This window comes from Thiobacillus sp. SCN 63-57, assembly GCF_001725555.1.
Taxonomy (GTDB): Bacteria; Pseudomonadota; Gammaproteobacteria; order Burkholderiales; family Thiobacillaceae; genus Thiobacillus.
Genome location: NZ_MEGP01000004.1, coordinates 56,369 through 82,496 on the forward strand (window position 1 = coordinate 56,369; position 26,128 = coordinate 82,496).

Here is a 26,128-nt window from a genome sequence, read left to right on the forward strand (position 1 = left end):
ACGGGAGGCCTGTCAGCCTCCCTACGGCGGTCTCAACCGCATCAGGTTCGAAGGGTATCTCTCACTCCATTCGGCGTGACGGCCGTCCGGAGACCCCTGGCGAGCGGCTCAAGGTAGCGGAATTGTGGAATAATTGCAAGGCAATCCCCCATCTAACTTATTGATAATCAAGGGTACCGCATGGACATGGAGCAGGCGCGCTACAACATGGTGGAACAGCAGATCCGCCCCTGGGATGTGCTGAATCAGGCGATACTCGACCTGCTGTTCAAGGTCCGCCGCGAAGACTTCGTGCCCGAGGCGCACCAGGCGCTGGCCTTCGTCGACATGGAAATCCCGCTCGGCCACGGCCAGACCATGTGGACGCCCAAGCTGGAAGCGCGCGTCATCCAGGAACTCGTCATCCGCCCCACCGACCGCGTGCTGGAAGTCGGCACCGGCAGCGGCTACCTCACCGCCCTGCTGGCATCCCAGGCGGCCGAGGTGGTCTCGGTGGACATCGTCCCCGAATTCACCGCCGCCGCCACGCAGAAGCTGCGTGCGCACGGTTTCCACAATGTCGCGCTGCATCCCGGCGACGCGGCACGCGACTGGCCCGACGAAGCCGGCTTCGACGTCATCGTGCTAACCGGCTCGACCCCGCTGCTGTCGGACGCCTTCCGCCGCCGCCTCCACGTGGGCGGCCGCCTGTTCGCCATCGTCGGCGAGGCGCCGGTGATGCAGGCACAACTGGTCACCTGCACCGCGCCGGGCGCGTTTCGCAGCGTGACGCTGTTCGAGACCTGCGTGGCGCCGCTGCTGAACGCGCCGCATCCGGCCGCCTTCGTATTCTGATGCGCCAGTTTCGCCCCCCCGAACTCGCCGCCCACATCCAGTCCGGCCACACGCCCGTGCTGCTCGACGTGCGCGAACCCTGGGAGTGGAACCTCTGCCGCCTGCCCGGCGCGATCCTGATTCCGATGCGCGAGTTGCCGGCACGCCTGTCGGAGTTGAACAAGAATGCCGAAACAGTCGTCATCTGCCATCATGGCGTACGCAGCTATCACGCGGCGCGCTATCTGGAGACCGCCGGGTTTGTCGACGTCGTCAATCTCGCGGGCGGTGTCGCCGCCTGGGCCGATGAGGTCGATCCGGCCATGCCGCGCTACTGAATACCCTCTACCTAGGACTGGACCCCATGCAATTCAAACCCCTGTCTCTCGCTCTCGCCCTTGCCCTGACGCCAGCCGCCCACGCAGAAAACCTGTCAGCCGTCTTCCAGGACGCGCAGGCCTACGATGCGCAGTATGCCGCTGCCCGCGCCGCCTACCAGGCTGGCCAGGAGAAGGCGATCCAGGGGCGTGCGGGACTGCTGCCCAACGTCAACCTGGGCGGCAATGCCCAGTACAACAAGATCGACTCCAGCCTGCCCGGCGGCGACGCCGACTACGCGTCCAACGGCCTGTCGCTGAACGCCACGCAGCCGCTGTTCCGTAAACAGAATATGGTGCAGTACGAGCAATCCAAGCAGCAGGTCAAGATCGCCGAAATGCAGTTGAAGGTGGCCGAACAGGACCTGATCCTGCGCGTCGCCCAGGCCTATTTCGACGTGCTGCAGTCGCAGGACAACATCGCCTTCATCAATGCGCAAAAATCGGCCATCTCCGAACAGCTGGCATCCGCCAAGCGCAACTTCGAGGTCGGCACCGCCACCATCACCGACACCCATGAAGCGCAGGCGCGCTACGACCTCGCCGTGGCGCAGGAAATCGCCGAGCAGAACAGCCTCGCCATCCGTCTGCGCGCGCTGGAAAAGCTCATCGGCAAGCCGCCCGGCGCACTCGACATCTTCGTGGAACCGGGCGCGCTCAAGGTCGAAGCGGAGTCCATCGACACCTGGGCCGCACGCGCCACCGAAGGCAACCTGCAGGCCGAGATACAGCGCATTGCCAAAACCATTGCCGACCAGGAAGTCGAACGCAACCGTGCCGGCCATTACCCCACGCTCGACGCCGTCGCCGGCTACACCATCAACAACAATCAGAATTTCGGCACGCTGCAGGTGGACACCCGCGCCGCCAGCATCGGCGTGCAGCTCAACCTGCCGATCTACCAGGGTGGTCTTGTCAACTCGCGCGTGCGCGAAGCCGTCGCCAACCAGGAAAAGGCGCGCCAGGACCTCGAGGCCGCGGCCCGCGACGCCAGCCTGCAGGCACGTCAGGCCTGGCTCAACGTCAGCAGCGGCGCGGCCCGCGTGAAAGCGCTGGAACAGGCGCTCACCTCCACCCAGGCCCAGCTCGACTCCACCAAGCTCGGCCTGCAGGTCGGCGTGCGCACCAGCCTCGACGTGCTGAACGCCGAGCAGCAGGTGCTGTCCGCCCGCCGCGACCTGGCCGGCGCGCGCTACGCCTACCTGCTGGCCGGCCTGTCGCTCAAGGCCGCCGTGGGCAGCCTCAATCCCGCCGACCTCGCCGAGATCGACCAGCACCTGAAACCCGCGGTGCAATAAGCCACCGACAGCCTAGACAGGAACGAGCCTGGCCACCCGAGCCGCCGCGCCGCGATGGCGGGCGGCAAAGGCCTGTCCCGCCTCGCCCATCCGGGCACGCGCCGGGGCATCGCCCAACAGCGCCAGCGCGTCACGCATCAAGGCCGTCGCATCGTCGACCCGCCGTGCCGCACCGGCCTCGATCGCGCGGCGTGTCGCCTCCTCGAAATTGAAAGTGTGCGGCCCCACCAGCACCGGCCGCCCCACGCTCGCCGCCTCGATCAGGTTCTGCCCGCCCAGCGGCATCAGGCTGCCGCCGACGAAAGCCACATCACAGGCCGCGTAATACGCAAACAGCTCGCCCAGGCTGTCGCCCAGCAGCACGCGCACATGCGGGTCCAGCGGCGCTTCGCCCAGCACACTGCGCCGCCGGTACGCCAAGCCGGCCGCCTCGATCAGCGCCGCCACCGCGTCGAAGCGTTGCGGATGGCGCGGCACCAGCACCAGCAGCACGTCGTCCGGCGCGGTCTCGGCAAACGCGCGCAACAGCGGCGCTTCCTCGCCCTCGCGTGTGCTTGCCGCGAGCAGCACCGGACGCGATCCCCATTGCGCTTTCCAGGCCGCCCCACGTGCCAACAACGCATCCGGCGGCGCGATATCAAATTTGAGATTGCCGGTGACGTGCACGGCCGGCGCACCGAGTGTCCGCAGGCGTTCGGCGTCGTCGTCGGACTGCGCGGCAACGACCGCGATCCGCTGCAGACACGCCCGCGTCAGCGCCGGCAGCCGCGCGTAGCCGCGCGCCGAGCGCTCGGACAGCCGCGCGTTCGCCAGCACGATCGGCACCTGCCCGCGCGCGGCGGCATGGATAAGATTGGGCCACAACTCGGTTTCCATCAGGATGCCGACGCGCGGCCGCACGCGGCGCATGAAGCGGCGCATCGACCCGGCGTAGTCGTAGGGCAGATAGACGATGCGCGCGAAGCTGCCGTACAGCGATTCGGCGGTGGCGCGTCCGGTCGGCGTCATGCAGGTCAGCAACAGCGGTGCGTCCGGATGCGCGGTACGCAGCGCCTGGATGAGCGGCTGCGCAGCCCGCATTTCGCCGACCGACACCGCATGGATCCACAGCGCGCCCGTGACCGGCACCGGGCCGTGCGCCAGGCGTTCGCCCCAGTGCTGCAGATAACCGCGCTCGCGGCGCCCGCGCCACAACAGGCGCAACGGAATCAGTGGCGCCGCCAGCAGCAGGGCCAGCCGGTAGAGGCTCCAGTCGAGAATCAGGCGCAGGTTGGACATCGCCGCGATTGTACGGGAAGCCCCGCAAAGCTTTCCGTTCTTGTCCGGGAGGCAGAGGGGTGGTTCGACAGGCTCACCACGAACGGAACCGATAGCCGTACATCATCTTTGCTACCCGCCCAAACCTACCCCGTTCGGGCTGAGCTTGTCGAAGCCTGTCCTGAGCTCGTCGAAGCGGCCCTGCTCCCACTCGGATACTCAGCAAAAGGGGTACAGGGACGATTCAAATTCCTCACAAGCAGCGGTGCTAGAATCGACGCCACTCTGGAGGCCCAACAATGAAAATCCTGCTCACCGGCGCGGCCGGGTTTATCGGCATGCATGTCGCGCAAATCCTGCTCAAGCGCGGCGACGAGGTCGTCGGCATCGACAGCCTCAACGACTACTACGATCCGGCGCTTAAGCTCGCCCGGCTCGAACAGCTGAAGCCCTACCCCAACTTCCGCTTCGTCAAGGACGACATCTCCGACCGCATGGTGATGGAGGACCTGTTCGAGAAAGGCCACTTCGACGCCGTCATCAACCTCGCCGCGCAGGCCGGCGTGCGCTACTCGCTGAAGAATCCGCATGCCTACGTGCAGTCCAACCTGGTCGGCTTCGCCAACCTGCTCGAAGGCTGCCGGCACCACGGCGTCAAGCACTTCGTCTACGCCAGCTCGTCGAGCGTCTACGGCGCCAACACCAAGATCCCGTTCTCGGTGCACGACCCGGTCAACCACCCGGTGAGCCTGTACGCCGCGAGCAAGAAGGCCAACGAGCTGATGGCGCACACCTACTCGCACCTCTACGGCCTGCCCACCACCGGGCTGCGCTACTTCACCGTCTACGGCCCCTGGGGCCGGCCCGACATGTCGCCGTGGCTGTTCACTTCCGCCATCCTCGAAGGCCGCACCATCGACGTCTTCAACCACGGCGACATGATGCGCGACTTCACCTACATCGACGACATTGCCGACGGCACCGTGAAAGTGCTCGACCGCATCCCGCAGGGCAACCCCGATTTTGATCACAAGAATCCCGACCCCGCCACCAGCCACGCGCCCTACCGCATCTACAACATCGGCAACCACACCCCGGTGCAGCTGATGGACTTCATCGGCACGATCGAAAAGGCGCTGGGCCAAGAGGCGAAGAAGAACTTCCTGCCGATGCAGGACGGCGACGTGCAGGCGACCTACGCGGACGTCGACGACCTCATCCGCGACACCGGGTTCAAGCCGGCGACGACGCTGGAGTATGGGATTGGGAAATGGGTGGAGTGGTATCGGATGTATAAGCAGCCGAAGTGAACTGTTCGAAACGTTCAAAATGGACTTCTTTAGCTGCTCGATCTCACGATTCGCTGCTAAGGCGTTCGCCTGTTTGGCCTTCCCGGGACGCAGAATGCCGGGCTTAGCGAGCATAAAAAACTAATTAAATGCGATATCCGAAAAACGAAGTTTCGCGCTTAGACAAAGCAGCAATAGTCGCCGACAAAATTCAAAAACATTGGGCAATCAAGTTAGTCTTGCGCCCTATTTTTCTTGTGCTGATACCTGCAGCATTTATTACGTATTTCACCAATGCGAATTTTCACCTAAAGGTTGACGAGGCTTTCCCTTCAGCAAAAGATTTTCTTAATACGGATTTGACCTTTATCGGCTTGGCAATTCTTTGGGCATACCCCTCTGTATTTATTACATTAAGCGGGATTATTTCTGAACGCGCCAAAAAGAATAAGGATCAAATGCCGGTTGAAAATCTCTACGCACTTTTGCGCTGTTTAGACGGTGTAGTTGGGCTTAAAGAAAATAGATTTAGAAATTTTCTGAGTAACAACACGTCAAAAAATGGCACGGAAGAAAAAGAGATATTTCGTTCCATTACACAACCACAGATTCAGATAGCGGAGCTTACAAGGGCCATCTGCGATTTGTTTAATGCGCTATATCCAGAAGGCAATCAAAAATTAATACGCGTTGTGTTGGCTCAGCTGAATGGTGGGAGGGTTGAGGGAATTCCAGTGCATTATCCTAATGATGAGGACCCAGTTGCCAGTCTTGAAATACTAAATTCCCCTTCTTCAACAATAATGACCTGCTTTAAACAGCGAAAAATTATTGTTGTTTCTAGCATAAAAAAAGAAGTAACCCGTCATCATAAAAGAAGACGATTTAATCCATCTGTTGCCACGGAGGAAGGATCAATAATTTGCTATCCGATTAAGTGGGGGAAATCTGACATACCTTTTGTCGTCTCTATACATTGCGACCAGGATGGTCTATTCAAAGAAGCCGAGACGGCCTATTATGAGTTTTTATTAGAACGCTTTGAGCTAAGACTTAGGCTGGAATATAATCTTGCGCTTATCAGACGGGAGACAGACAAATGAATATGTCACTGTACTGGGAGAATGTGAATCTGCCATCGGGGAAATCTGCAGAAATAAAAAAGCGGTCTGCAGAATTAAGGGGCCAGGCAATAAGAGATTTGAAGGCCATGGGTCTAGACACCAAGTGTCTACAATCAACTCCCAAAGAGCCTAAGCCGAGAAAGAAATAATCATCAAAATAGCCCACTAATTTGTGGGCTATTTTTTTGCGTGGCAATAACGCAAAGCTCGGAGGTCAGATATTGCCTTTTGCCCCCCGAAATACGCTGCCGATTTTGCACTACGCTACTTTCAAATCAAGTAAAGCCTCGGGATGCGCAATCGCCACACGCAGTAGCGTTTGCGCCGCGCCGGTGGGCTTGCGGCGGCCTTGCTCCCAGTCCTGCAACGTACGGGTGGACACCCCCATCAGGCTAGCCAGTTCGGACTGAGACATTCCCAGTCGGCTTCGCGCCTCTGCGATGGGCGACAGGGCAACCTGGGTTTTCCGGGCCCCCTTGCCCGCCTTCATCTGGCGGACGGAGTCCAGCAAGTCCTTCTGGAACTGTTCCATTTCCTTATCCATGTTCTATGGCCTCTCGCAGTTGTTTCAAAAATGACACGGGCAGGTTGTCGAACTTCGCTTTCACGTACACCATCAACAACCAGATCTCGCCGTGCTCCAGCTGGTTGAAATAAATGACCCGCGCGCCACCGCGTTTGCCCATGCCGGGGCGCGTCCACCGGACCTTGCGGCAGCCGCCGGAACCCGGAATGACATCGCCCGCGTCCGGGTTGGCGGCCAGCCAGTCGATGAACGCGATACGCTCGGCATCCGTCCAGATCTGGGCTGCTGCACGCACGAAAACGTCCGTTTCGATGACGGTGTACATTAGACAAGAATACGGCACTGCCGTATTGTAGGCAATATCGAAGAACCGTCGCCCTCGGGCAGCAACGTCCGCCTGCCAGCCGCCAATTCGCCATCCACACAGATGAACAGCAAATCAAAGGGGCCTGGCTCGATCTACCCACCGAGCCAGGCCCCTGATTTTGTATTGATGCGCAGAATTGTTGCGCGCTGGCCCTAGGCCTTGGCGGGATAAGCCTCCTTGGCATGCCGCGCCGCTTCGAGTTCCACGGGATCGTAGGCCTTGCCGGACCACAGCATCTCGTAAGCGATTTCTTCGTTGCCGTTTTCGCATAGTTCGAGCGCTCGCCGGAACAGGGGCTGGAAGGTCTCCGACTTGTGCGAGCGCTCGTGGAGTTCGAAGGTCGTCCAGAACGTCACGATCAGCGCTTCGCGGCCTTTCATGGGGCTTTCGACCGCCTGTCCGATGGTCGAGCCTTCATTCGATACCTGCCCGGAATTCAGCGCGACGAAGCCACCGACGAAGCCCGTGTCGGAATGATAGGTCTTGACGTTTTCGCAGAGGAAGGCCACGCGCTCCTGCAGGTCCTCGACGCTGTATTCGGGTTTGAGCACGACGCGGTTCACGGTCACAATGCCGTCGGGGGGGAAATTCGCGATCAAGCCATTCATTTTCTGCTCCTGTGGTGATTGAAAAACATGCCAGTTGTGTGCGGCCACAGGATATGAAGCGAAGAACTATTTATCAAACGATATTTATCGGCACTTACTATCGTATTAATCGATACATTACGCGGCAAGCCGGCCGGGCGAAGAACCTTTATCGGCCCGATGAATCACCCCATACTGACCGATTCGCCCTTGCCTGATGTCGATTGAATCATTTGAAACCGCCACCCCACCTTCCACGATGAATCCCGCCACGGTTAAACGCTACCTGCCCTGGGTCGTGGCCGTGGCGCTGTTCATGGAGCAACTGGACACCACCATCGTCAACACGGCGGTGCCGGCGATGGCGCAGAGCCTGCAGGTGACGCCGCTGAGCCTGAAGGCGGTGGTGGCGAGCTACATCCTGAGCCTGGCGGTGTGCATTCCGGTAAGCGGCTGGATGGCGGACCGCTACGGCACGCGGCGCGTGTTCAGCATTGCGGTCGGCCTCTTCACCTTTTCCTCGATTCTGTGCGGGCTGGCGCTGAACGCGCCGATGCTGGTCGCGGCGCGCATTCTGCAGGGCGTGGGCGCGGCGATGATGATGCCGGTGGGCCGGCTGACGATCATCCGTACGTTCCCCAAATCGGAACTGCTGCAGGCGATGAATTTCGTCATCATCCCGGCGCTGATCGGCCCGCTGCTCGGGCCCACGGTCGGCGGCCTGATCGTGCACTGGGTCTCCTGGCGCTACATCTTTTTCGTCAACGTGCCGATGGGCCTGCTGGCGCTGTGGCTGGCGCAGCGCCACATGCCGGATTATCGCGGCGACACAACGCGCCCGCTGGATGTCGTCGGCCTGGTCCTGTTCGGCAGCGGCACGGCACTCCTGTCCTGGCTGCTGGAAATCTTCGGCGAGCACCGGATCGACGCGACCTCGGCGGCCGTGTTGCTGCTGCTCTGCATGAGCCTGTTGGGCGCGTACTTATGGCATGCCCGCGAGACGCCCCATCCGCTGTTGCGCCTGAGGCTGTTCCGGGTACGCACGTTTCGCATCTCGGTGATGGGCGGTTTCGTCACGCGGCTGGGGGTGGGCGGGATGCCGTTCTTGCTGCCGCTGCTCTACCAGCTCGGCCTGGGCCTGCCGGCGTGGCAGTCGGGCCTGCTGATGATGCCGACCGCGGCGGCGGCCATGGGCATGAAAATCATCGCCCCGCGCGTGCTGGCACGCTTCGGCTACCGCCGCATCCTGATCGTGAATACGGTGATGATCGGCGCCGTCATCAGTCTTTTCTCGCTGGTGAATCCGGCCACGCCGATCGCGCTGATCGTGCTGCTGGGTCTGTCCATGGGCTTCTTCAATTCGCTGCAATTCACCAGCATGAATTCGATGGCCTACGCCGATATCGATACGCCCGATTCGAGCATGGCCAGCACGATCGCGAGTTCGCTGCAGCAGATGTCGATGAGCTTCGGGCTGGCGTGCGGTTCGCTGATCGCTGGCTGGTATCTGGGCGACCTGCCGCAAACCGACCGCGTGGCGGTGACGACCGCGCTGCACCATGCTTTTTTGACGCTGGCCGGGCTGACGATCCTCTCGTCGCTGTCGTTCTGGTCGCTCCGCCCCGGGGATGGCGAAAGCGTCAGCCGGGGATCGGTGCGCGTGGTGGAATGAGCGCTGAAAACAAACGGGCCGGCTTCGCGATTCGCCCGTCTATCGCTCCACTTCCTGCGCGCTGATCATGTTCTGGTAGAGCAGCGCCGAGATGACCAGCGTGTCCTGGCTGTTCACGTTTTCGAACGACAGCCCGTGCAGGAGGGTGGGTTTTTCATCCACCGTGGGACGCGACGCATTCACCGAACGAATCGTGCAGTCCAATACGAGCACATGCTCGGCATCGCCGATCTTGACGCGGAATTTGAGCGTGAGCGGCTTGCCCACGTCGCCCATCTTTTCGCTGGCGGCGAGCAAGGCGCCGCCGAGGCTGATGTCGCGCGCAACGCAGGCATGGCCACGGCCCCCTTCGGCGGTGGCGTGACAGATGATATTGATCCGCCCGCGCGAACTGCCGCGCACGACCAGTCCGCGCACTTCCTTGGGATAGGCGAGATGGATGTGCGGGTAGGGCGTATTGGTGACACGCTTGGCCATCGAGGTGAAGGCGTAGGCCGTTTTCCCGCTGAACAGGCGCACGACGAAATCCTGTCCTTCACGCACCAGCATCAGGCTGCCATTGATAATGGGCGTGGTCACGATGACGCTCTGGCCTTCCAGGTAACCGACCAGGGTGACGAAGCAGCGGGACGGTTCGACATCGGACTGGAACTGCAGCTGTATCGTATCGCCGATGCCCAGCTTGATCTGGTCCAGCGACAGCACCCCGGATTCGCGCGGGGCCGAGGCCGGCTCGCCTTTGCCGGCTTTGGCGGATGGATCCTCCGGGCCGCCGGATGCCGGCTTGTCTGGGGCGGTTGATTTGTGCTGTTCTGGCATGGCGCGTCCACGTGACAATTTTTTCGATGCGGCATGATGGCACGTCAATTTGCCCATGCCCGAATCGGGTTCCCGGACGGGTGCAATTCGACGTTTCGCCGTGATGCCTTCTGGTCATCATAACGATGCCGGCCATCGACGATTCTTCTCCCCTTGCCGCGCCGGCCTTCCAAGTAAACCACACTCGCCGCGTAACGTTCACATGTCGCATGCCGGCCTGTCGCCATATGACGACAGGCTCAATCCGTCCTATCTTTTTGTTTTGTAGGAATATTCCAATAATAGCCCCGTTCCGATGTCGCCGTCAGGCGACGTTTTGGCCTGTTTTTCCCCTTGGCCGAGTCTCTTGGATCGCTTACACGACTGTTTATCAACGGGTTTTCTGTGCTGGCCCATCTGTTGCTTTTCCACCCGTGCGTCCAGTTCCGGCCGCAACCACACCAGAGCGTTTCACCCAGATTCACCCAGATACAGAGAGAGACCCTACCCATGCTCAAATCCTTCATGCAACCCGGCACTGCCAGCAATTCACGCACTGATTCGGCCCGGACGGGCCATTCGGGATATCCGAGCAAACCGGCCGAAGCCGCCAAGCCTGCCGAGCCCGACAAAGTGGAAACGGCCCCGGAAGTCATCCCGTCCACGCGCAACGAAGAGGGCAGCAAACTCATCGTCGGACCGAACATCAAGCTGAAGGGCGCCGAGATCACCGATTGCGAAATCCTGGTGGTGGAAGGCCGCGTGGAAGCTCGGGCAAGGCCGAGATCGACGTGGCGGAAGTGCACGGCACGTTCGAGGGCGAGTTGACCGCCCGCAAGCGGCTGGTGGTCTATGCCACCGGCCGCGTCAACGGCACGATCCGCTACGGGGCCTTGATGGTCGAGGAAGGCGGCGTCATCACCGGCAACATGGCGATGCATACGGCCGGCCCCAGTCTGGCCAAGCTGCCGGACGCCGCGTCGCCCACCCCGGTGTCCGAAGCGGTTCAGGAGAAGGCAGCGGAACTCGAAGAGATTCGTTCCGGGTCCACGTTCAGCCGCAACCAGCGACGCAGCTGACGGCCTTGAGGCAGAGCTGTCTGCGATTTGCGACAGCGCTGCCTGTATCCATCTATCGGAACGTTCATCCCGTCTCCGGTCCCCATACTCGTCCCAACGACCCCCCAAACAGGTCTGTCCATCCCGCCGGAAAATGAATGGCCGGACTGAACTCAGTCCGGCCGACCGGCTCAAACACCGGGTAGTCGCAAACGCATCCTGCAGGTTCGATGCGATGCCATCGACCGCGTGTAAACGGAGCTTCACACACGCCGCGTTTTCGATCGGCAACGCCCTGCGAATTTTCCAGCGAACTGCCTTGTCAAGGAATCATCGCGGCCCCGGCTGCGTTTTTTGCTGCACTGTCTGTCGACGTCGGGTCCCGTATGTTCATCGTTGCGCTCGCTTGTGTCCTGCTCCTGGCCTTGACCACCGTCACCCACTACGAGGCGCTCAGTAGTCTCAACACGCGGCTGGCGTCGCTCGCCATTCCCAACCGCAGCAAGCTCTTGGTCGTCATCTCGACGGCCTTCATGGCCCATGCGCTGGAAATGACGCTCTACGGTCTGACCATCTATCTCCTGACGAAATATTTCGGCGTAGGCGCCCTCAGCGGGCCGTCCGGCCATTCATTGGCAAGCTGTCTTTATTTCTCTGCCGAAACCTATACCTCGCTCGGCTTTGGCGATCTCACGCCCGTCGGTCAGATCCGGATGATTGCCGGGGTGGAAGCGCTGAACGGCCTGCTGCTGATCGGCTGGTCGGCCTCGTACACCTACATTGCCATGGAACGTTTCTGGAACCTGGATGCGGCACGGCGCCACCAATGAGCGCGCGGGCATCGAGAGGTCGGCTTTTCCATGGCGCTCCGTGTCAGCCGTTCGATGCCGCCAGCGCGTCCGCCTGGTCCACGCGCTCCCAGCTGAAATCCGGCTCGGCCCGCCCGAAGTGGCCATAGGCTGCGGTCTTCCGATAGATCGGGCGACGCAGGTCGAGACTCTCGATGATGCCGCGCGGCGTGAGCCTGAAGGTGCGGCGCACCATGGCTTCGAGGGTGTCGTCCGCTACGGTCCCGGTGCCGTAGGTGTCGATCAGGAGGGACACCGGCTCGGCCACGCCGATGGCATACGCCAGCTGGACCAGGCAGCGTTTGGCATAGCCCGCCGCCACGAGATTCTTGGCGATGTAGCGCGCCATGTACGCCGCCGAGCGGTCGACCTTGGTGGGGTCCTTGCCTGAAAACGCGCCGCCGCCGTGGGGGCAGGAGCCGCCATAGGTGTCGACGATGATCTTGCGCCCGGTGAGGCCGGTGTCGCCGTTGGGGCCGCCGATCTCGAACGGGCCGGCGGGATTGACCCACAGCTTGAAGCCCGGCGTGCGCAACGCCAGGGGCACCAGCGGGTCGACGATCTCGCGCGCGACTTCCTGCGCGACCCACGCGGGGTCGAGGTCGCGCTCGATCTGGGTGGAGATGACCACGTTTTCCACGCCGGCCACCCGCTGCCCTTCATAGGCCACCGTCACCTGGCTTTTGGCATCGGGGCGCAGCCAGGGCAAGGCGCCGGACTTGCGCAGTTCGGCCTGTTTCTGCACCAGGCGATGCGCCAGCCAGACCGGATAAGGCATCAGGTCGGGCGTTTCGTCGCAGGCATAGCCGAACATCAGGCCCTGGTCGCCGGCGCCGATGTCGCCGCCCGCGAGCGTGATGCCCTTGTGGATCTGGATGGACTGGTGATTGAAGCGCACCTGCACTTCGCAGGTGTTGGGGTCGATGCCGGTTTCGGTGTCGCGATAGCCGATGTCGCGCAGCACCTGGCGGGCGATTCCCTCGGCGCGCTCGCGAACCTCGTCGAACAGTTCCTTGCGGACGGTCTTGAACTCGCCGGCGATCACCACCAAGTTGTCGGCGACGAAGGTTTCGCAGGCCACCTTGGCCTCGGGCTCCTCGGCCAGAAAGGCGTCGAGGATGGCGTCGGAAATCTGGTCGGCGATCTTGTCGGGATGGCCTTCCGAGACGGATTCGGAGGTAAACAGATGACGGCGGGAATTCATGGTCGGTTTCCTGTGTAGCGTAATGCGAAGAAGGATTTAAGCCTCGCGTGCCGCGAGGCGCCACAGCGACGTGACCTCGGCGGCGCGGGCGGCGTGAAGCGGGTCGGTTTGATCGGCCGCGCGTGGGTGCGTAGGGTGGGTGTCCAGCCGCGCCACGACGTCCAATCCGGCCGCGTCGAACGCATCCAGCAGCCATGCGCGCGTGCGCAGGCCAAGATGCTCGGCCAGGTCCGACAGGATCAGCCAGCCTTCGCCGCCCGGTTCCAGATGTGCCGCCAGCCCGTTCAGGAAGCCAAGCAGCATGCGGCTGTCCGGATCGTAGATCGCGTGTTCGAGCGGCGAATGCGCGCGTGCGGGCAGCCAGGGCGGATTGCAGACGACGAGGGGCGCACGTCCCGGCGGGAACAGATCGGCCTCGACGACGTCCACCCGTCCCTTCAGCCCGAGCCGGGCGATGTTCTGGCGCGCACACGCCAGGGCACGCGGGTCCTGGTCGGTGGCGACGACGTGCTTGATCCCGCGGCGCGCCAGCAGCGCCGCCAGCACGCCCGTCCCCGTGCCGACGTCGAAGGCGAGCGCCGACGAAGGCAGCGGCGCCTCGGCCACCAGCTGTAGATACTCGCCGCGCACCGGCGAAAACACGCCGTAGTGCGGGTGAATGCGTTCGCCGAGCGCCGGAATGTCGACGCCTTTCTTGCGCCACTCGTGGGCGCCAATCACGCCGAGCAACTCGCGCAGCGAGACCACCGACGGCACCTCGCCCGCGCCATAGGCCTCGGCGCAGGCTTCCTTCACATTCGGTGCGCGCCGCAGGGGAATGCTGTAGTCCGCCTCCAGGGGCAGCAACAGCATGCCGAGGGTGCGGGCGCGCTGGGACTGGGCCTGGCGATAAAAATTGAAGGCCTCGATCGGCGACGCGGCGGGCTTGCGCGGCTTGCGGTCGATGCGGCGCGCCATGGCCTGCAGCAACTGGCGCGCATTCTGGAAATCGCCGCGCCACAGCAGCGCAGTGCCCTCGCTGGCCAGGCGATACGCCGCATCCGCCGCGAGGCGGTCGTCCGCAAGCATCACGCGTTTGGGTGGCGGCGACCCGCTTTCCGAGCGCCAGCGGGCGCTCCGGCTCGCGTCGGCTTCGGTCCACTTCAGCACGGCAGGCGGTGTGTCAGGTTGAGGTTTCGTCACAGCTTCGCGCTGCGTCCGCCGTCCACGGCCAGGATCTGTCCGGTCACGTACTGGGTATCCATCGCGAAGAAACGCACCGCCAGCGCGATGTCGTGGGGATCGCCGGCGCGCTTCAGCATGGTGTGCGAGACGATGCGCTGGCGCGAGACCTCATCGAAGTTCGCGTCGTCCTCAGGCCACATGATCGGCCCGGGCGCGATGCCGTTGACGCGTACATCCGGCGCGAGTTCGCGCGCCAGTGACTTGGTGAGCCCCACAAGACCAGCCTTGGCGACGGAATAGACGACGTAGCTTTTCATCGGCCGTTCGGCATGGATGTCGGTGATGTTGATGATGCAGCCATGGCGCTTCTTCAGTTCGGGCGCGGCGGCCTGCGACAGGAACATGGGAGCCTTGAGGTTGCTGCCCATGAGGTCGATCCAGTCCTTTTCGCCGATGGTGCCGACCGGCGTGGGATAGAAACTCGACGCATTGTTGAGCAGCACGTCCAGCCCGCCGAACGAAGAGACGGTCTGGTGGACCAGACTCGGCAGGCCGCCGGTGTCGTTCAGGTCGGCCTGGATCAGCGCCACCGAATCGGGGCGAAGGGCATTGAGTTCGTTCTGCAGCGCGCGCGCCTCGGCCGCCGAGCTGCGATAGTGGATCATCAGGTTGGCGCCGGCCGCGTGCAGCAGGCGCGCCGAGGCCGCGCCCACACGCCTGGCCCCGCCGGTAATCAATACGACTTTGCCATGCATCGGGATTCGCCCTTATAGTCACTCGATTCTGGATTATCCAGCCATTGCGCATTATCCCCGAACTCGATGCTGCCCGTCCCGACTCCCGACGCCTTTGCGCACAGCCAGCGCGTGACCGCGCATCTGCATGCGCTGATCGACGACGCGGGCGGCTGGATTCCGTTCTCGCGCTATATGGAAGCCGCGCTCTACGCGCCGGGGCTGGGCTACTACGCCGCCGGCGCGGCGAAATTCGGCGCGGCAGGCGACTTCGTCACCGCGCCGGAACTGACGCCGCTGTTCGGCCGCACGCTGGCGCAGGCGATTGCACCGGTACTGGCCAAGACCGGCGGCGAGGTGCTGGAACTGGGCGCAGGCAGTGGCCGACTGGCGGCGGACGTGCTGGGCGAACTGGAACGGCTGGGCACCTTGCCGGCACGCTATGACATCCTGGAAGTCAGCGCCGACCTGCGTCAGCGCCAGCAGGAGACGCTTGTGCGCGAACGACCGCATCTGTGCGAACGGGTGCAATGGCTGGATGCGCTGCCCGATCACTTCCGGGGCGTGATCCTCGGCAACGAGGTGCTCGATGCGCTGCCGGTGGAGCTGGTGCATTGGACGGAAGACGGCGCGCAGACGCGCGGCGTGGTGCGGGAAGGAAAGTCCTTCGCATGGCAGGACCGGCCCATCGCCGACGCCGCGCTGCGCGCCCGCGCCGGGACGATCAATCAGGCACCCGGCTACCTGTCCGAGATCAATCTTGCCGCCGACGCACTGATCGCCTCGCTCGCCCGCGTGCTCGACCATGGCCTGATCCTGATGATCGACTATGGCTTTGCCGCCGCCGAGTACTACCATCCGCAGCGCCACATGGGCACGCTGCGCGTGCATGTCCGTCACCATGCGCTCGACGATCCGTTTTATCTGCCGGGCCTGTGCGACCTCACCGCGCACGTCGATTTCAGCGCGGTGGCGCGTGCGGGACAGGACGCCGGACTGGCACTCGCGGGCTACGCGAGCCACGCGAATTTCCTGCTGGGAAGCGGGTTGACCGAATTGCTGATGCAGACGCCGCCTGCGGATGCGGCGGCTTATCTACCGCAGGCCAACGCCGTGCAGCGCCTGGTGTCGCCCGCCGAGATGGGCGAGCTGTTCAAGGTGATCGGTTTTGCCAAGGGCGATCTCGCCCCGCTTGCCGGTTTTGCGCGTGGCGATCGCCGACACACGCTTTGAGATAATCTTTCGGGCCGTTCGTCCTAACTTAGCCAAGAGAGTCAACCGTAATGCCGTTCGGGCTGAGCTTGTCGAAGCCTGTCCTGAGCTTGCCGAAGCGACCCTGTGCCCACCCGGACATGCTCTTCGACAGGCTCAGGGCGAACGGCTCAAGGCTCAGACCAGCGGCAACTGCGCGTCCTCTTCCGGCGGCAGGCGCGTCACCCGCACCGCATGCAACCGACGGCTGTCGGCGCGCAAAATGCTGAACTGGAAGCCGTCGAATTTGACCGACTCGCCGCGCTTGGGCAGATGGCCGAAGCGCGAGACGACGAGGCCGCCGACGGTATCGAACTCCTCGTCGGAGAAATGCGCGCCCAGGGCCTGGTTGAAATCGTCGATTTCGGTGCCTGCCTTCACGCGGAACACGTCTTCCTTCTCGCGGATGATGTTGTCCTCGGTCTCGTCGAAGTCGTATTCATCCTCGATGTCGCCGACGATCTGCTCGAGCACGTCCTCGATCGTCACCAGCCCGGCCACGCCGCCGTACTCGTCGACGACGATGGCGATGTGGTTGCGGTTGGAGCGGAATTCCTTCAACAACACGTTGAGCCGCTTCGATTCCGGGATGAACACGGCGGGCCGCAGCATGCCGCGGATGTCGCTGTCGGATTCGGCATAGTGCCGCAGCAGGTCCTTCGCCAGCAGGATGCCGATGACGTCGTCACGATCCTTGTCGATGACCGGGAAGCGCGAGTGCGCGGTCTCGATGACAAAGGGGATGAAGACCTCGGGCGCGTCATTGATGTCGATGACGTCCATCTGTGCGCGCGGAATCATGATTTCGCCGACGCGCATCTCGGATACCTGCAGCACGCCCTCGATCATCGCCAGGGCGTCGGCATCCATCAAACTGTTTTCGTAGGCGCCATGCAGCAATTCGATCAGCTGTTCACGGTCTTCGGGTTCACGCATCAGCCAGTGGGAGATGCGTTCGAGCAGGCTCGGTTTGGGGGGACTACTGTCGGACTCCATTTTCGTCAGGAAATGAAAGATAAGGATTAGGAATGCGGAATCGCCTCAGTATAACGGCTTCGCGCGATTCCATGATGTCCGCGTCGGCCGGGTCGATGTGGTCGTAGCCCTGCAGGTGCAGCACGCCGTGCGCGTAATGATCCTTCAGCGGCTTGCCCTGCTCGCGCGCCTCGCGCTCGACCACGGGCGCGCAGATCACCACGTCGCCGCCCAGCACGCCGGGTGAAACTTCGCCGTACTCGAAGGTCAGCACGTTGGGCACGTAACCCTTCTTGCGGTAGTCCTGGTTGAGCGCCTGCGCCTCCTCGGCGTCGACGATGCGCACGGTGATCTCGGCAGCATGTTCCAGCGCGGCGGCGACCCAGCGGCGGATCTGCGCGCGACTTGGCAGGTTGTCGGCGTCGCTGGCGAATTGCACCGCCAGGCTGAATTCAGCACTCAATGCTTGTCCGTCTCTGCGCGGCGCGCGGCGTAGGCGTCGACGATGCGGCCGACCAGCGGGTGGCGCACCACGTCCTCCGACTGGAAGTGCGTGAAGGCGATGCCGCGCACGCCTTCCAGTACGTCGTTGGCGTCCATCAGGCCGGATTTCACGTGCTTGGGCAGGTCGATCTGCGTCGGGTCGCCGGTCACCACGGCACGGGCGCCGAAGCCGATCCGGGTGAGGAACATCTGCATCTGCTCGGGCGTGGTGTTCTGCGCCTCGTCGAGGATGATGAAGGCGTGGTTGAGCGTGCGCCCGCGCATGAAGGCGAGCGGCTGGCGCTCGATCAGCCGCGTCACCTTGTCGAAGCCCATCAGGTCGTACAGCGCGTCGTAGAGCGGGCGCAGGTAGGGATCGACTTTCTGTGTCAGGTCGCCCGGCAGGAAGCCGAGGCGCTCGCCCGCTTCCACCGCGGGGCGCGTCAGCACCAGGCGCTTGACCTGCTCGCGCTCGAGCGCGTCGACCGCGCAGGCGACGGCCAGATAGGTCTTGCCGGTGCCGGCCGGACCGATGCCGAAGGTGATGTCGTGGCTGCGGATCTGCTCGATGTATTCACCCTGGCGCGGCGTGCGTGCACGCAGGTCGGCGCGGCGCGTGCGCAGCGCGGGGCCTTCCTCGTCGGCACGGCCGCGGGTGAGTTCGACCAGACCGAGCTGGATGTCGTCGAGGCTCAACTCGTCGTGTGCGCGGTTGTAGAAATGCTCGATCGCCTGCGCGCCCTTCTCGGCCTGCGCGGCGTCGCCAGTGAATCTAAAACTTGAACCGCGGCGGCCGATGGTGACGTCGAACGCAGCCTCGATCTGGCGCAGGTTCTCGTCCATGGGGCCGCACAGGTTGGCCAGCCGCCGGTTGTCTTCCGGGGCGAGACGCAGTTCAACGATGTCGGTTTTCAAGCGGTTTCGCTCTCGGTGATCGCCACTTCGCCGCGCAGGCTGTGCGGGTAGGCTTCGGTGATGGTGACGTCGACGAACTGCCCGATCAGGCGCGGCTGTCCGGCGAAGTTGACGATGCGGTTGTTGTCGGTTCGGCCGGCGAGCTCGTCGGCGTTCTTGCGGGCGTGGCCTTCGACCAGCACGCGCTGCACGGTGCCGACCATGGCCTGGTTCACCCGCTGCGCCTGCGCCTCGATCTGCGCCTGCAATTTCATCAGTCGCTGCGTCTTCAGTTCGGCTGTCACGTCATCGGGATAATCCGATGCCGGCGTGCCTGGGCGCTTGCTGTAGATGAAGGAGAAGCTGGCGTCGAAGTCGAGTTCGCGGATCAGTTTCATCGTCGCCTCGAAATCGGCCTCGGTCTCGCCCGGAAAGCCGACGATGAAGTCCGACGACAGGCAGAGGTCTGGCCGCTGCTCGCGCAGCTTGCGGATGATGGACTTGAATTCGAGCACCGTGTGGCCGCGCTTCATTGCCGCGAGGATGCGGTCGGAGCCGGACTGCACGGGTAAATGAAGATGCGACACCAGCTTGGGCAGCTTGCCGTAGCACTCGATCAGCCGCTGCGTCATTTCGCGCGGATGGCTGGTCGTGTAGCGGATCCGTTCGATGCCGGGAATCTCGTGCACCATCTCCAGCAGGAAGGCGAAGTCGGCGGTGCCGCCTTCGTGCAGCGCACCCTGGTAGGCGTTGACGTTCTGGCCCAGCAGGGTGACTTCCTTGACGCCGCGTCCGGCAAGATCAGCCACTTCGGCGATGACGTCGTCGAACGGGCGCGAGACTTCCTCGCCACGCGTGTAGGGCACGACGCAGAAGGTGCAGTACTTGGAGCAGCCTTCCATGATCGAGACGAAGGCCGACGACCCTTCGACGCGCGCGGGCGGCAGGTGGTCGAATTTCTCGATTTCGGGAAAGCTGATGTCGACTTGGGCGCGCCCGGTCTCGCGCTTTTTGGCAATCAGTTCGGGCAGCCGGTGCAGGGTCTGCGGACCGAACACGACGTCGACGAAGGGCGCGCGCGACACGATGGCCGCACCTTCCTGGCTCGCGACGCAGCCGCCGACGCCGATGATGAGATTGGGATTGGCCTGCTTCAGGTGACGCACCCGGCCGAGGTCATGGAACACCTTCTCCTGCGCTTTCTCGCGCACCGAGCAGGTGTTGAACAGGATGACGTCGGCATCGTCCGGCGTGTCGGTCGGGGTCAGCCCTTCGGCGGCATTGAGCACGTCGGCCATCTTGTCCGAGTCGTACTCGTTCATCTGACAGCCGAAGGTTTTGATGTAGATCTTCTTCATGAGGGTGCCGGGACAGTGAATAGACTGGGGGCGGGAAATTCGCTGCTGGTTTCGATCAAGTAAGTAGCAATAAGGAACGGGGCGCCAGCATCACCCTTGCCTGCCTTCCGATTACGTGGAACCCGCCGAAGCCGACGTCCGATTGGCCGCAGTTCCAATGCTGCGGTCTTCTTTCGCTTCCACGGCCTCCACTTCGTGCATATGTGCCTCCAGGGCACGTTCCTTTTCGACCAGTTTTTTGAAGCGCTTGGTATTGCTGCTGTACTCGCGTGCTCCGACATAAAAGACCACGATCCCGGACAGGACCAAAAGGAATCCGCTGACTTCAAAGAACGGGTGACCGATCAGCTTGATGAATGCGATGCCAAGAACCGCCATGGCAATTGCGGTCCGGCTGTAGGCCAGAAAGGTGCGCTTGTTGGCCAGAACCGTGCGATCCAGCGCGAGCCAGTCGCGCAGAATCATGGCTTCGCGTTCGAATTCCAGGTAGGGGTCGTCGATCACACTTTACCTCGTCAAATCATCTGTCGTTAATCGGGCCGGGACGAATGTTGCATTCTTGTGACGCATGAACGGACAGATTGTTCCAGCTTCAAGAAGCAGGTCGGCCACGTGCCATTGACCGAGACGAAACGGCCTGCATCGCTGCAGGCCGCTGGTGTTCTGGTGGTGATGAGTGGACTTGAACCACCGACCTACGGATTATGAATCCGTCGCTCTAACCGACTGAGCTACATCACCCTTGGGACTGCTTTTCCGGCTGAGGACCGCCGAAAAGGCGCGCATTTTAGCTGACCCGGGCATGTGCTGTCAAAGTGGCCGGGGAATTCACTGCGGCCGCAGTTTGGCCAACTCGTCGAGCAGGCTGATCAGCAGTTCGCGCCCCAACGGTCCCATGCCGGCGACGAGCTGGTCGGTGTCGCGCTCGCCGTTGACGAGCCGGCGCATGCGGCCGCCCAGCAACGCCATGTCGCCGCCTGCTTTCATCATCTGTTCGGCCATGTTGGCGAGCACCGACATCGCCTGTGCATCGCCGCGCGCCGAGGCGTCGATGAGCGCGGCCAGTCCTGGGGCGGCGCTGCTGCCGTCCGGCTGGGCATCCAGCGGCGGCAACGTGGCCGGATTGTCGAGGCCGCGCAGGATGGCGTCGAGCAGGATGCTGTCTTCCTCGTCCAGCCCCAGCTTGATCGAGGGATCGCGGCGACCGTCGATCACGTGGCGCAATGCGCCGACCAGTCGCGCCCATCCGGCCTGCTCCGCGGCATCGAGCTGTTTCATCAGGTCGGGCAGCTGGCTGCGATCGCGCAGCGAATTGACCACGGTGTGGATGAAGGGCGCGTGGACGCGCAGGACCTGTTCGACGGCGGGGGGGAGTTGGGCCATTTTGGTAAACGGTGAGCGGTAAGGGGTGAGCGGATTGTCCGGTCAGGGGGCGGCGTTGGCAATGGCGGGGCGCAGCGGCACATTCTCGATGCGCCAGTGTGCGCCTGCCCACGCCAGGAGTTCAGCCGGCCCGGCATCGTTCAGTTCCGGCGGCGACGGATGGCCAAGCACGACGAGCGCCTGCGCCAGCACCGCGCCCCGTCCGCTCTCGGGCAAGGTCGGGGCGAGGGTCTGTTTGGACAGCTTCTGGCCGGCGGCGTTGGTGACGAGCGGCACGTGCGCGTAAACCGGCGTCGGCAGACCCAGCAGGCCTTGCAAAACCATCTGGCGCGGCGTGTTCCACAGCAGGTCGGCGCCGCGCACGACGTGGGTGATGTCCTGGAAGGCATCGTCGACCACCACGGCCAGCTGGTAGGCGAACAGGCCGTCGGCACGTTTGACGATGAAGTCGCCGACGTCGCGGGCCAGGTTCTGTTCCAGGTCGCCGTGGATGCGGTCGTGAAAGTGGAAGTTTGCATCCGCCACGCGCACCCGCCATGCCCGCGCGACCGTACCGGGCGGCAGGCCATTACGGCAGGTGCCGGGATAGAGAATCTCGCCCTCGTGATTGCGCGGCACCTGGGCAAGCTGGCTACGGGTGCAGGCGCACGGATAGACCGCGCCGCAGGCTTTCAGCGCATCGAGTGCCGCGGCATAGGCATCGTCACGCTGCGACTGATAGAGCACCGTGCCGTCCCAGTGCAGGCCGTAGGCTTCCAGCTGGCGCAGGATGGTGTCGGCCGCGCCGGACTCGCAGCGGGGACGGTCGAGATCCTCCATGCGGACCAGCCAGCGCCCGCCGGCTGCGCGGGCGTCGAGCCAACTCGCCACGGCGGCGACCAGCGAACCGACGTGCAAGGGTCCGGTCGGAGACGGCGCAAAGCGCCCGACGTAGGGGACGGAATTCACCCGGCCATTATGCCGGGGCGGGTATGCCTCCGGCCACCGGCCCTGTATGCAGGGTTTGATAGAGCGCGAGGATGGCTTCACCCATGCGCGCTTCGCTCCAGTTCGCCGCGTAGGTCCTGCCAGCCGCGCCGAGTGCCTGTGCCGCGGCACGGTCCGTCAGCAAAGGCGTCAGCACCCGGGCAAATCCCGCGACATCGTCCGGCGCAATGCGGCAGCCCTGCCCTTCCTGCAGCACGTCCCGGGTCCCCATCTCGGCCAGGCCGACCACCGGCACGCCGAGCGCCATCGCTTCCAGCAGCACCAGGCCCTGGGTTTCGGTCTTGGAGGCGAAGACGAAGGCATCCGCCGCGCAGTAGCAGGCCGGGAGTTCGGTCCGGCGCTCGAGGTAGCCGACGAAGCGCACGTTGCCGGCAAGCCCGCGCTTCGCCACTGCGCGTTCGAGCGACGCGCGCGCGGGGCCCTCGCCGGCAATGACGAACAACACATCGGGCAGGCTGCGGCGGACTTGATCGGTCACCTGCAGCAGGAAATCCAGGTTCTTCTCGAACGCCACGCGTCCGACATAGGCCATCACCGGACGCCCGGGCGCGATGTCGTGGCGGACACGGAACGCGGAGCCGTCGCAGTTGGAAAAATCGGCCAATCGCAGCCCGGTGGGAATGATGTGGATGGGACTGCTAACGCCATACCCCAGCAACGCCTGCTTCATCGCCGACGAGGGCGCGATCACCGCGGTGACGCCATCGCATTCCTTGCGCGAGATCATCCGCGCCGCCGCCGCCAGCCAGGACTTCGGCAGGAAAGGCAGATAGTGGTGGAAGTATTCCTCGAACAGCGTGTGGTAGGTCTCGACGCACGGCAGGCCATGCCGACGTGCCCAGCGCACGCCGGCGCGATGCGCCAGGAAGGGCGTATGGATGTGGACGAGGTCGAAGTCGGCGGGATCGAGCGCATCGAGTGCTAGTGCGAGTGCGCGCGGATGCATCAGTCGGTCTTCCGGATCGCGCGGAATCTGCCAGCCTGACACCCGCACGATGCCAGGCTCGGCGGCCGCGGCCGGATAGTCCGGCGTCACCAGCACGCTACTGTGCCCCGCCTCGGTCAGCGCCTGGCGCAGGGTTTGGATCGACGTGGACACGCCGTTGACGCGAGGGAAATACACGTCGGACACCATCAGGATACGCACGGCAGACTCCGCCAGAAGCAAAGCCCGTGTTGTATGGCAAGACGGTTACAGGGTGATTACAGGTCGATGCCGGGCTGCGCCTTCACGCCGGCGCGGAAGGCGTGCTTTTCGTCGGCGATGACCGACACCGTGTCGGCCAGCTCGATCAGCGCGTCGGACGCGGCGCGCCCGGTGACGATCACGTGCTGCATCGGGGGCCGGTTGGCCAAGGCGTCGAGCACGACGTCGCTGTCGAGGTAGCCGTAGCTCAAGAGGTAGGTCAGCTCGTCGAGCACCACCAGCTGATAGGACGGGTCGCCCAGCATGCGGGCGGCGATCGCCCAGCCGCGTTCGGCGGTGGCGATATCCTGCTCGCGGTTCTGCGTATCCCAGGTGAAGCCGTCGCCGGTGACGTGCCACTCGACGCCGGGCTGCCTGCCGAGGAAGGCTTCTTCGCCGGTATCGGTACGGCTCTTGATGAACTGCACCACGCCAACCTTCATGCCGTGCCCAAGCGCGCGCGCCATCGTGCCGAAGGCCGAGGTGCTCTTGCCCTTGCCGTTGCCGGTGATGACGAGGAGCAGGCCGCGTTCGTCGGTGGCGGCGCCGATGGCGGCATCGATCAAGGCTTTTTTACGTGCCATACGCGCGGCATGGCGGGCATTGCGATCTGCGGATTCAGTATTCATGGTGAGACGGGGAAGCGGGAACAGGGGACAGCATAGAGCAAACGTCCGGGGGCAATGTATCTATCCGCGGCTTCAGGCCGGCACCAGGCCGGGAAATGGATGCAGCGCGGGCTGCTCCGGCCGCGCGATGAAATCGACGATCGCCTGGGCGCCCGTGCCCTGAACGCAGGCATCCACATCAAAGGCCGCACTGATGCGCGAGGACGTCAAGGTCGACGCTGTCGGGCCATAGGCAAGCAGCCTGCCGCCACGCATGATGGCGACGTGGGTGGCATAGCGCGCCGCCAGGGTCAGGTCGTGGATCGACGCAATGATCAGTCGGCCAGCGCGCGCCAGTGCGGCCAGGCGCGCGACCCCGTCCATGGCATGTCTCGGGTCCAGGCCGGAAAGCGGCTCGTCGGCGATGACGATCTCCGGCTCGCCAACCAGCGCCCGTGCCAGCATGGCCCGGGCCAGTTCGCCGCCGGACAAGGTGGTGGCGGGTTGACCCGTTTTATGGCTCAGGTCGCACAGGGCGAGCGCCGCCTCGACCTTGCGCCATGCCGCGCTGTCCAGATCACCGAAAACAGGGAGTTGCGGCATGAGTCCCAGGGCCACCAGACGCTCGACGGCCACCGGCCACTCCACCCGGGCATTTTGGGGAATGTAGGCGCGGCGACGTGCAAGCACGCGCCGGTCGATGGCGCGGATGGGTCTGGCGTCGAGTCGCATCTGGCCGCGAGACGGCCGTTCCAGGCCGCTCAGCATGCGAATGAGCGTGGACTTTCCGGCGCCGTTGGCCCCCAGCAAGGCGACGAACTGTCCGCTCTCGCACGCAAGGTCGATATTGCTGACGAGGCTGCGCCCGGCGATGTCGAAGCTCACGTTCTCGGCATGCAGGACGGTCACGGAGACATCCTCCGCAAGCGCAGGACCAGCCAGAAGAAGAAGGGGGTGCCGATCAGGCTCGTGAGCACGCCAAGCTTGAGTTCCGCGCTCGTGGGAATCACGCGGATGGCGATGTCGGTCACCAGCAGCAGCAGGGCGCCGAACACGGCCGACGGCAGAAGAATCCGGCTCGGCCGATATCCGACGAAGGGCCGGACGAGATGGGGCGCGACAAGCCCCACAAAACCGATGGCGCCCGCCATCGCCGTGGCCGCGCCGACCGAAAACGCCACGCCGGCCAGCGCGAGCACCCGCAGCCTGTTCAGGTTGACGCCCAGACTCTCGGCCTGCGCCTCGCCCAGCGTGAGCGCATCAAGCCCGCGCGGCGTGGCCGCCAGGCAGAGCCAGCCTGCCAGGACGAAGGGTGTACACAATGCAATCTGGCGCCATTCCTTTTCGGCGACCGATCCCAACAGCCAGGTGGTGATTTCATACGCCGCGTAGGGGCTGGGCGCGAAATTCAGGGCCAGGGCCAGCCCGGCCGCCGCGAGGCCGGACACCGCCGAACCGGCCAGGATCAGCGTCAGCGTCCCGCTACGTCCGAACAGAAACGTCAGCGCGCCAGCAACCAGCGCACCCGCTATGCCCAGCAGCGGCGTGGCCAGGGCAAACCGGGCGGCCAGACCGAAATAGATCGCGATGACCGCACCCAATGCCGCGCCGCCCGATACGCCCAGCAGCCCCGGCTCCGCCAGCGGATTACGCAACAAACCTTGCAGCACCGCGCCCCCGAGGCCCAGCGTCGCGCCGACCATGAGCGCCAGCACGGTACGGGGTATGCGCAGCTCGGTCACGATCAGCCAGGCGAGATTGGGTTTGGGCGCTGCCAGTCCATCGAACAACACGACGGGCGGCAGCCAGACCTTCCCGATCACCAAGGATGCGCCGGCCGCCGCCAGCAGCAAGGCCAGCATCAGCGGCATGGGATCCTGGCGCAGC

At 63.8% G+C, this 26,128-nt stretch carries 27 protein-coding genes, 1 tRNA gene, 1 pseudogene and 1 riboswitch; of the genes and pseudogenes, 9 read left to right on the top strand and 20 right to left on the bottom strand.

Annotated elements, in window-relative coordinates:
• Window position 1 precedes the first annotated feature (1 nt).
• Window positions 2–108, bottom strand: a riboswitch (TPP riboswitch).
• Between the two features lie 72 nt (window positions 109–180).
• Genes ABT23_RS02040 through ABT23_RS02050 form a run of 3 tightly spaced genes read left to right on the top strand, consistent with a single transcriptional unit; the run spans window position 181 to window position 2,488 of the window.
• A complete protein-coding gene (locus tag ABT23_RS02040; RefSeq protein ID WP_296630434.1) occupies window positions 181–834 on the top strand; it encodes a protein-L-isoaspartate O-methyltransferase in 654 nt (217 codons plus the stop codon).
• Window positions 834–1,151, top strand: coding sequence for a rhodanese-like domain-containing protein (locus tag ABT23_RS02045; protein ID WP_296630436.1), 318 nt, complete (start codon window positions 834–836; stop codon window positions 1,149–1,151). Before ABT23_RS02040 ends, ABT23_RS02045 begins: the two co-directional genes overlap by 1 nt.
• A 26-nt stretch (window positions 1,152–1,177) precedes the next feature.
• Complete coding sequence (locus tag ABT23_RS02050; RefSeq protein WP_296630439.1) at window positions 1,178–2,488, top strand: TolC family outer membrane protein; 1,311 nt, start codon at window positions 1,178–1,180, stop codon at window positions 2,486–2,488.
• 12 nt (window positions 2,489–2,500) lie between these two features.
• On the opposite strand, the gene waaA is transcribed toward ABT23_RS02050, so the two are convergent.
• Complete coding sequence (gene waaA, locus ABT23_RS02055; RefSeq protein WP_296630440.1) at window positions 2,501–3,766, bottom strand: lipid IV(A) 3-deoxy-D-manno-octulosonic acid transferase; 1,266 nt, start codon at window positions 3,764–3,766, stop codon at window positions 2,501–2,503.
• Between the two features lie 278 nt (window positions 3,767–4,044).
• On the opposite strand from waaA, the gene ABT23_RS02060 reads away from it, so the two are divergent.
• The gene (locus tag ABT23_RS02060; RefSeq protein WP_296630443.1) at window positions 4,045–5,055 is read left to right on the top strand and encodes an NAD-dependent epimerase; all 1,011 of its coding nucleotides are present in this window, start codon (window positions 4,045–4,047) and stop codon (window positions 5,053–5,055) included.
• Window positions 5,056–5,183: 128 nt separating this feature from the next.
• Window positions 5,184–6,137: a hypothetical protein gene (locus ABT23_RS02065; protein WP_296630445.1), complete on the top strand. Its 954-nt coding sequence runs from the start codon at window positions 5,184–5,186 to the stop codon at window positions 6,135–6,137.
• Between the two features lie 280 nt (window positions 6,138–6,417).
• Here ABT23_RS02065 and ABT23_RS02070 read toward each other — a convergent pair whose 3' ends face one another.
• The 3 genes from ABT23_RS02070 to ABT23_RS02080 all read right to left on the bottom strand — a co-directional run bounded on the left by ABT23_RS02070 (window position 6,418) and on the right by ABT23_RS02080 (window position 7,659).
• Window positions 6,418–6,702, bottom strand: a complete 285-nt coding sequence (locus tag ABT23_RS02070) for a helix-turn-helix domain-containing protein (protein WP_296630448.1) — start codon at window positions 6,700–6,702, stop codon at window positions 6,418–6,420.
• On the bottom strand, window positions 6,695–7,009 hold the full coding sequence (locus ABT23_RS02075; RefSeq protein WP_296630450.1) for a transcriptional regulator: 315 nt from the start codon (window positions 7,007–7,009) through the stop codon (window positions 6,695–6,697). The genes ABT23_RS02070 and ABT23_RS02075 overlap by 8 nt, the downstream gene beginning before the upstream one ends.
• A 194-nt stretch (window positions 7,010–7,203) precedes the next feature.
• Window positions 7,204–7,659: a ligand-binding protein SH3 gene (locus tag ABT23_RS02080; RefSeq protein ID WP_296630455.1), complete on the bottom strand. Its 456-nt coding sequence runs from the start codon at window positions 7,657–7,659 to the stop codon at window positions 7,204–7,206.
• A 196-nt stretch (window positions 7,660–7,855) separates the two neighbouring features.
• On the opposite strand from ABT23_RS02080, the gene ABT23_RS02085 reads away from it, so the two are divergent.
• Window positions 7,856–9,310 carry a DHA2 family efflux MFS transporter permease subunit gene (locus ABT23_RS02085; protein ID WP_296630457.1) on the top strand — a complete coding sequence of 485 codons (1,455 nt, stop codon included), beginning with the start codon at window positions 7,856–7,858 and terminating at the stop codon, window positions 9,308–9,310.
• 39 nt (window positions 9,311–9,349) lie between these two features.
• Here ABT23_RS02085 and ABT23_RS02090 read toward each other — a convergent pair whose 3' ends face one another.
• Window positions 9,350–10,129, bottom strand: coding sequence for a flagellar brake protein (locus ABT23_RS02090; RefSeq protein WP_296630460.1), 780 nt, complete (start codon window positions 10,127–10,129; stop codon window positions 9,350–9,352).
• 489 nt (window positions 10,130–10,618) lie between these two features.
• Between ABT23_RS02090 and ABT23_RS02095 the strand changes: the two are divergent.
• Window positions 10,619–11,187: pseudogene (locus tag ABT23_RS02095) on the top strand (polymer-forming cytoskeletal protein).
• Between the two features lie 365 nt (window positions 11,188–11,552).
• Complete coding sequence (locus ABT23_RS02100; protein WP_296630464.1) at window positions 11,553–11,996, top strand: potassium channel family protein; 444 nt, start codon at window positions 11,553–11,555, stop codon at window positions 11,994–11,996.
• 43 nt (window positions 11,997–12,039) lie between these two features.
• Here ABT23_RS02100 and metK read toward each other — a convergent pair whose 3' ends face one another.
• The 3 genes from metK to ABT23_RS02115 are packed head-to-tail and all read right to left on the bottom strand — an operon-like array spanning window position 12,040 to window position 15,137.
• A complete protein-coding gene (gene metK / locus ABT23_RS02105; protein ID WP_296630467.1) occupies window positions 12,040–13,218 on the bottom strand; it encodes a methionine adenosyltransferase in 1,179 nt (392 codons plus the stop codon).
• Window positions 13,219–13,254: 36 nt separating this feature from the next.
• Window positions 13,255–14,367, bottom strand: a complete 1,113-nt coding sequence (locus ABT23_RS02110) for a class I SAM-dependent methyltransferase (RefSeq protein ID WP_296630770.1) — start codon at window positions 14,365–14,367, stop codon at window positions 13,255–13,257.
• 29 nt (window positions 14,368–14,396) lie between these two features.
• Entirely contained in the window at window positions 14,397–15,137 is a 741-nt protein-coding gene (locus ABT23_RS02115) for a pteridine reductase (protein ID WP_296630470.1), read from the bottom strand.
• Window positions 15,138–15,203: 66 nt separating this feature from the next.
• On the opposite strand from ABT23_RS02115, the gene ABT23_RS02120 reads away from it, so the two are divergent.
• Window positions 15,204–16,349 (top strand): SAM-dependent methyltransferase, encoded by a 1,146-nt coding sequence (locus ABT23_RS02120; RefSeq protein WP_296630473.1) that lies wholly within the window; start codon window positions 15,204–15,206, stop codon window positions 16,347–16,349.
• A 156-nt stretch (window positions 16,350–16,505) separates the two neighbouring features.
• Here the strand turns inward: ABT23_RS02120 and ABT23_RS02125 are convergent, their stop codons facing one another.
• The 12 genes from ABT23_RS02125 to ABT23_RS02180 all read right to left on the bottom strand — a co-directional run bounded on the left by ABT23_RS02125 (window position 16,506) and on the right by ABT23_RS02180 (window position 26,112).
• Window positions 16,506–17,363, bottom strand: coding sequence for a transporter associated domain-containing protein (locus ABT23_RS02125; RefSeq protein ID WP_296630475.1), 858 nt, complete (start codon window positions 17,361–17,363; stop codon window positions 16,506–16,508).
• Complete coding sequence (gene ybeY, locus ABT23_RS02130; protein WP_296630478.1) at window positions 17,347–17,805, bottom strand: rRNA maturation RNase YbeY; 459 nt, start codon at window positions 17,803–17,805, stop codon at window positions 17,347–17,349. The genes ABT23_RS02125 and ybeY overlap by 17 nt, the downstream gene beginning before the upstream one ends.
• A complete protein-coding gene (locus ABT23_RS02135) occupies window positions 17,802–18,740 on the bottom strand; it encodes a PhoH family protein (protein WP_296630481.1) in 939 nt (312 codons plus the stop codon). The genes ybeY and ABT23_RS02135 overlap by 4 nt, the downstream gene beginning before the upstream one ends.
• Entirely contained in the window at window positions 18,737–20,077 is a 1,341-nt protein-coding gene (gene miaB, locus ABT23_RS02140; RefSeq protein WP_296630483.1) for a tRNA (N6-isopentenyl adenosine(37)-C2)-methylthiotransferase MiaB, read from the bottom strand. The genes ABT23_RS02135 and miaB overlap by 4 nt, the downstream gene beginning before the upstream one ends.
• Before the next feature lie 111 nt (window positions 20,078–20,188).
• Window positions 20,189–20,581: a DUF202 domain-containing protein gene (locus ABT23_RS02145; RefSeq protein ID WP_296630486.1), complete on the bottom strand. Its 393-nt coding sequence runs from the start codon at window positions 20,579–20,581 to the stop codon at window positions 20,189–20,191.
• 160 nt (window positions 20,582–20,741) lie between these two features.
• Window positions 20,742–20,818, bottom strand: a tRNA-Met gene (locus tag ABT23_RS02150).
• Between the two features lie 87 nt (window positions 20,819–20,905).
• The gene (locus tag ABT23_RS02155; RefSeq protein ID WP_296630488.1) at window positions 20,906–21,460 is read right to left on the bottom strand and encodes a hypothetical protein; all 555 of its coding nucleotides are present in this window, start codon (window positions 21,458–21,460) and stop codon (window positions 20,906–20,908) included.
• Window positions 21,461–21,502: 42 nt separating this feature from the next.
• Window positions 21,503–22,408, bottom strand: a complete 906-nt coding sequence (gene gluQRS, locus ABT23_RS02160) for a tRNA glutamyl-Q(34) synthetase GluQRS (RefSeq protein ID WP_296630491.1) — start codon at window positions 22,406–22,408, stop codon at window positions 21,503–21,505.
• A gap of 7 nt (window positions 22,409–22,415) precedes the next feature.
• Window positions 22,416–23,594: a glycosyltransferase gene (locus ABT23_RS02165; protein ID WP_296630494.1), complete on the bottom strand. Its 1,179-nt coding sequence runs from the start codon at window positions 23,592–23,594 to the stop codon at window positions 22,416–22,418.
• Between the two features lie 56 nt (window positions 23,595–23,650).
• Window positions 23,651–24,262: a cob(I)yrinic acid a,c-diamide adenosyltransferase gene (gene cobO, locus ABT23_RS02170; RefSeq protein ID WP_296630497.1), complete on the bottom strand. Its 612-nt coding sequence runs from the start codon at window positions 24,260–24,262 to the stop codon at window positions 23,651–23,653.
• A 72-nt stretch (window positions 24,263–24,334) separates the two neighbouring features.
• Window positions 24,335–25,150 carry an ABC transporter ATP-binding protein gene (locus tag ABT23_RS02175; RefSeq protein WP_296630499.1) on the bottom strand — a complete coding sequence of 272 codons (816 nt, stop codon included), beginning with the start codon at window positions 25,148–25,150 and terminating at the stop codon, window positions 24,335–24,337.
• Window positions 25,147–26,112: an iron ABC transporter permease gene (locus tag ABT23_RS02180; protein ID WP_296630502.1), complete on the bottom strand. Its 966-nt coding sequence runs from the start codon at window positions 26,110–26,112 to the stop codon at window positions 25,147–25,149. Before ABT23_RS02180 ends, ABT23_RS02175 begins: the two co-directional genes overlap by 4 nt.
• Between the last annotated feature and the right edge of the window lie 16 nt (window positions 26,113–26,128).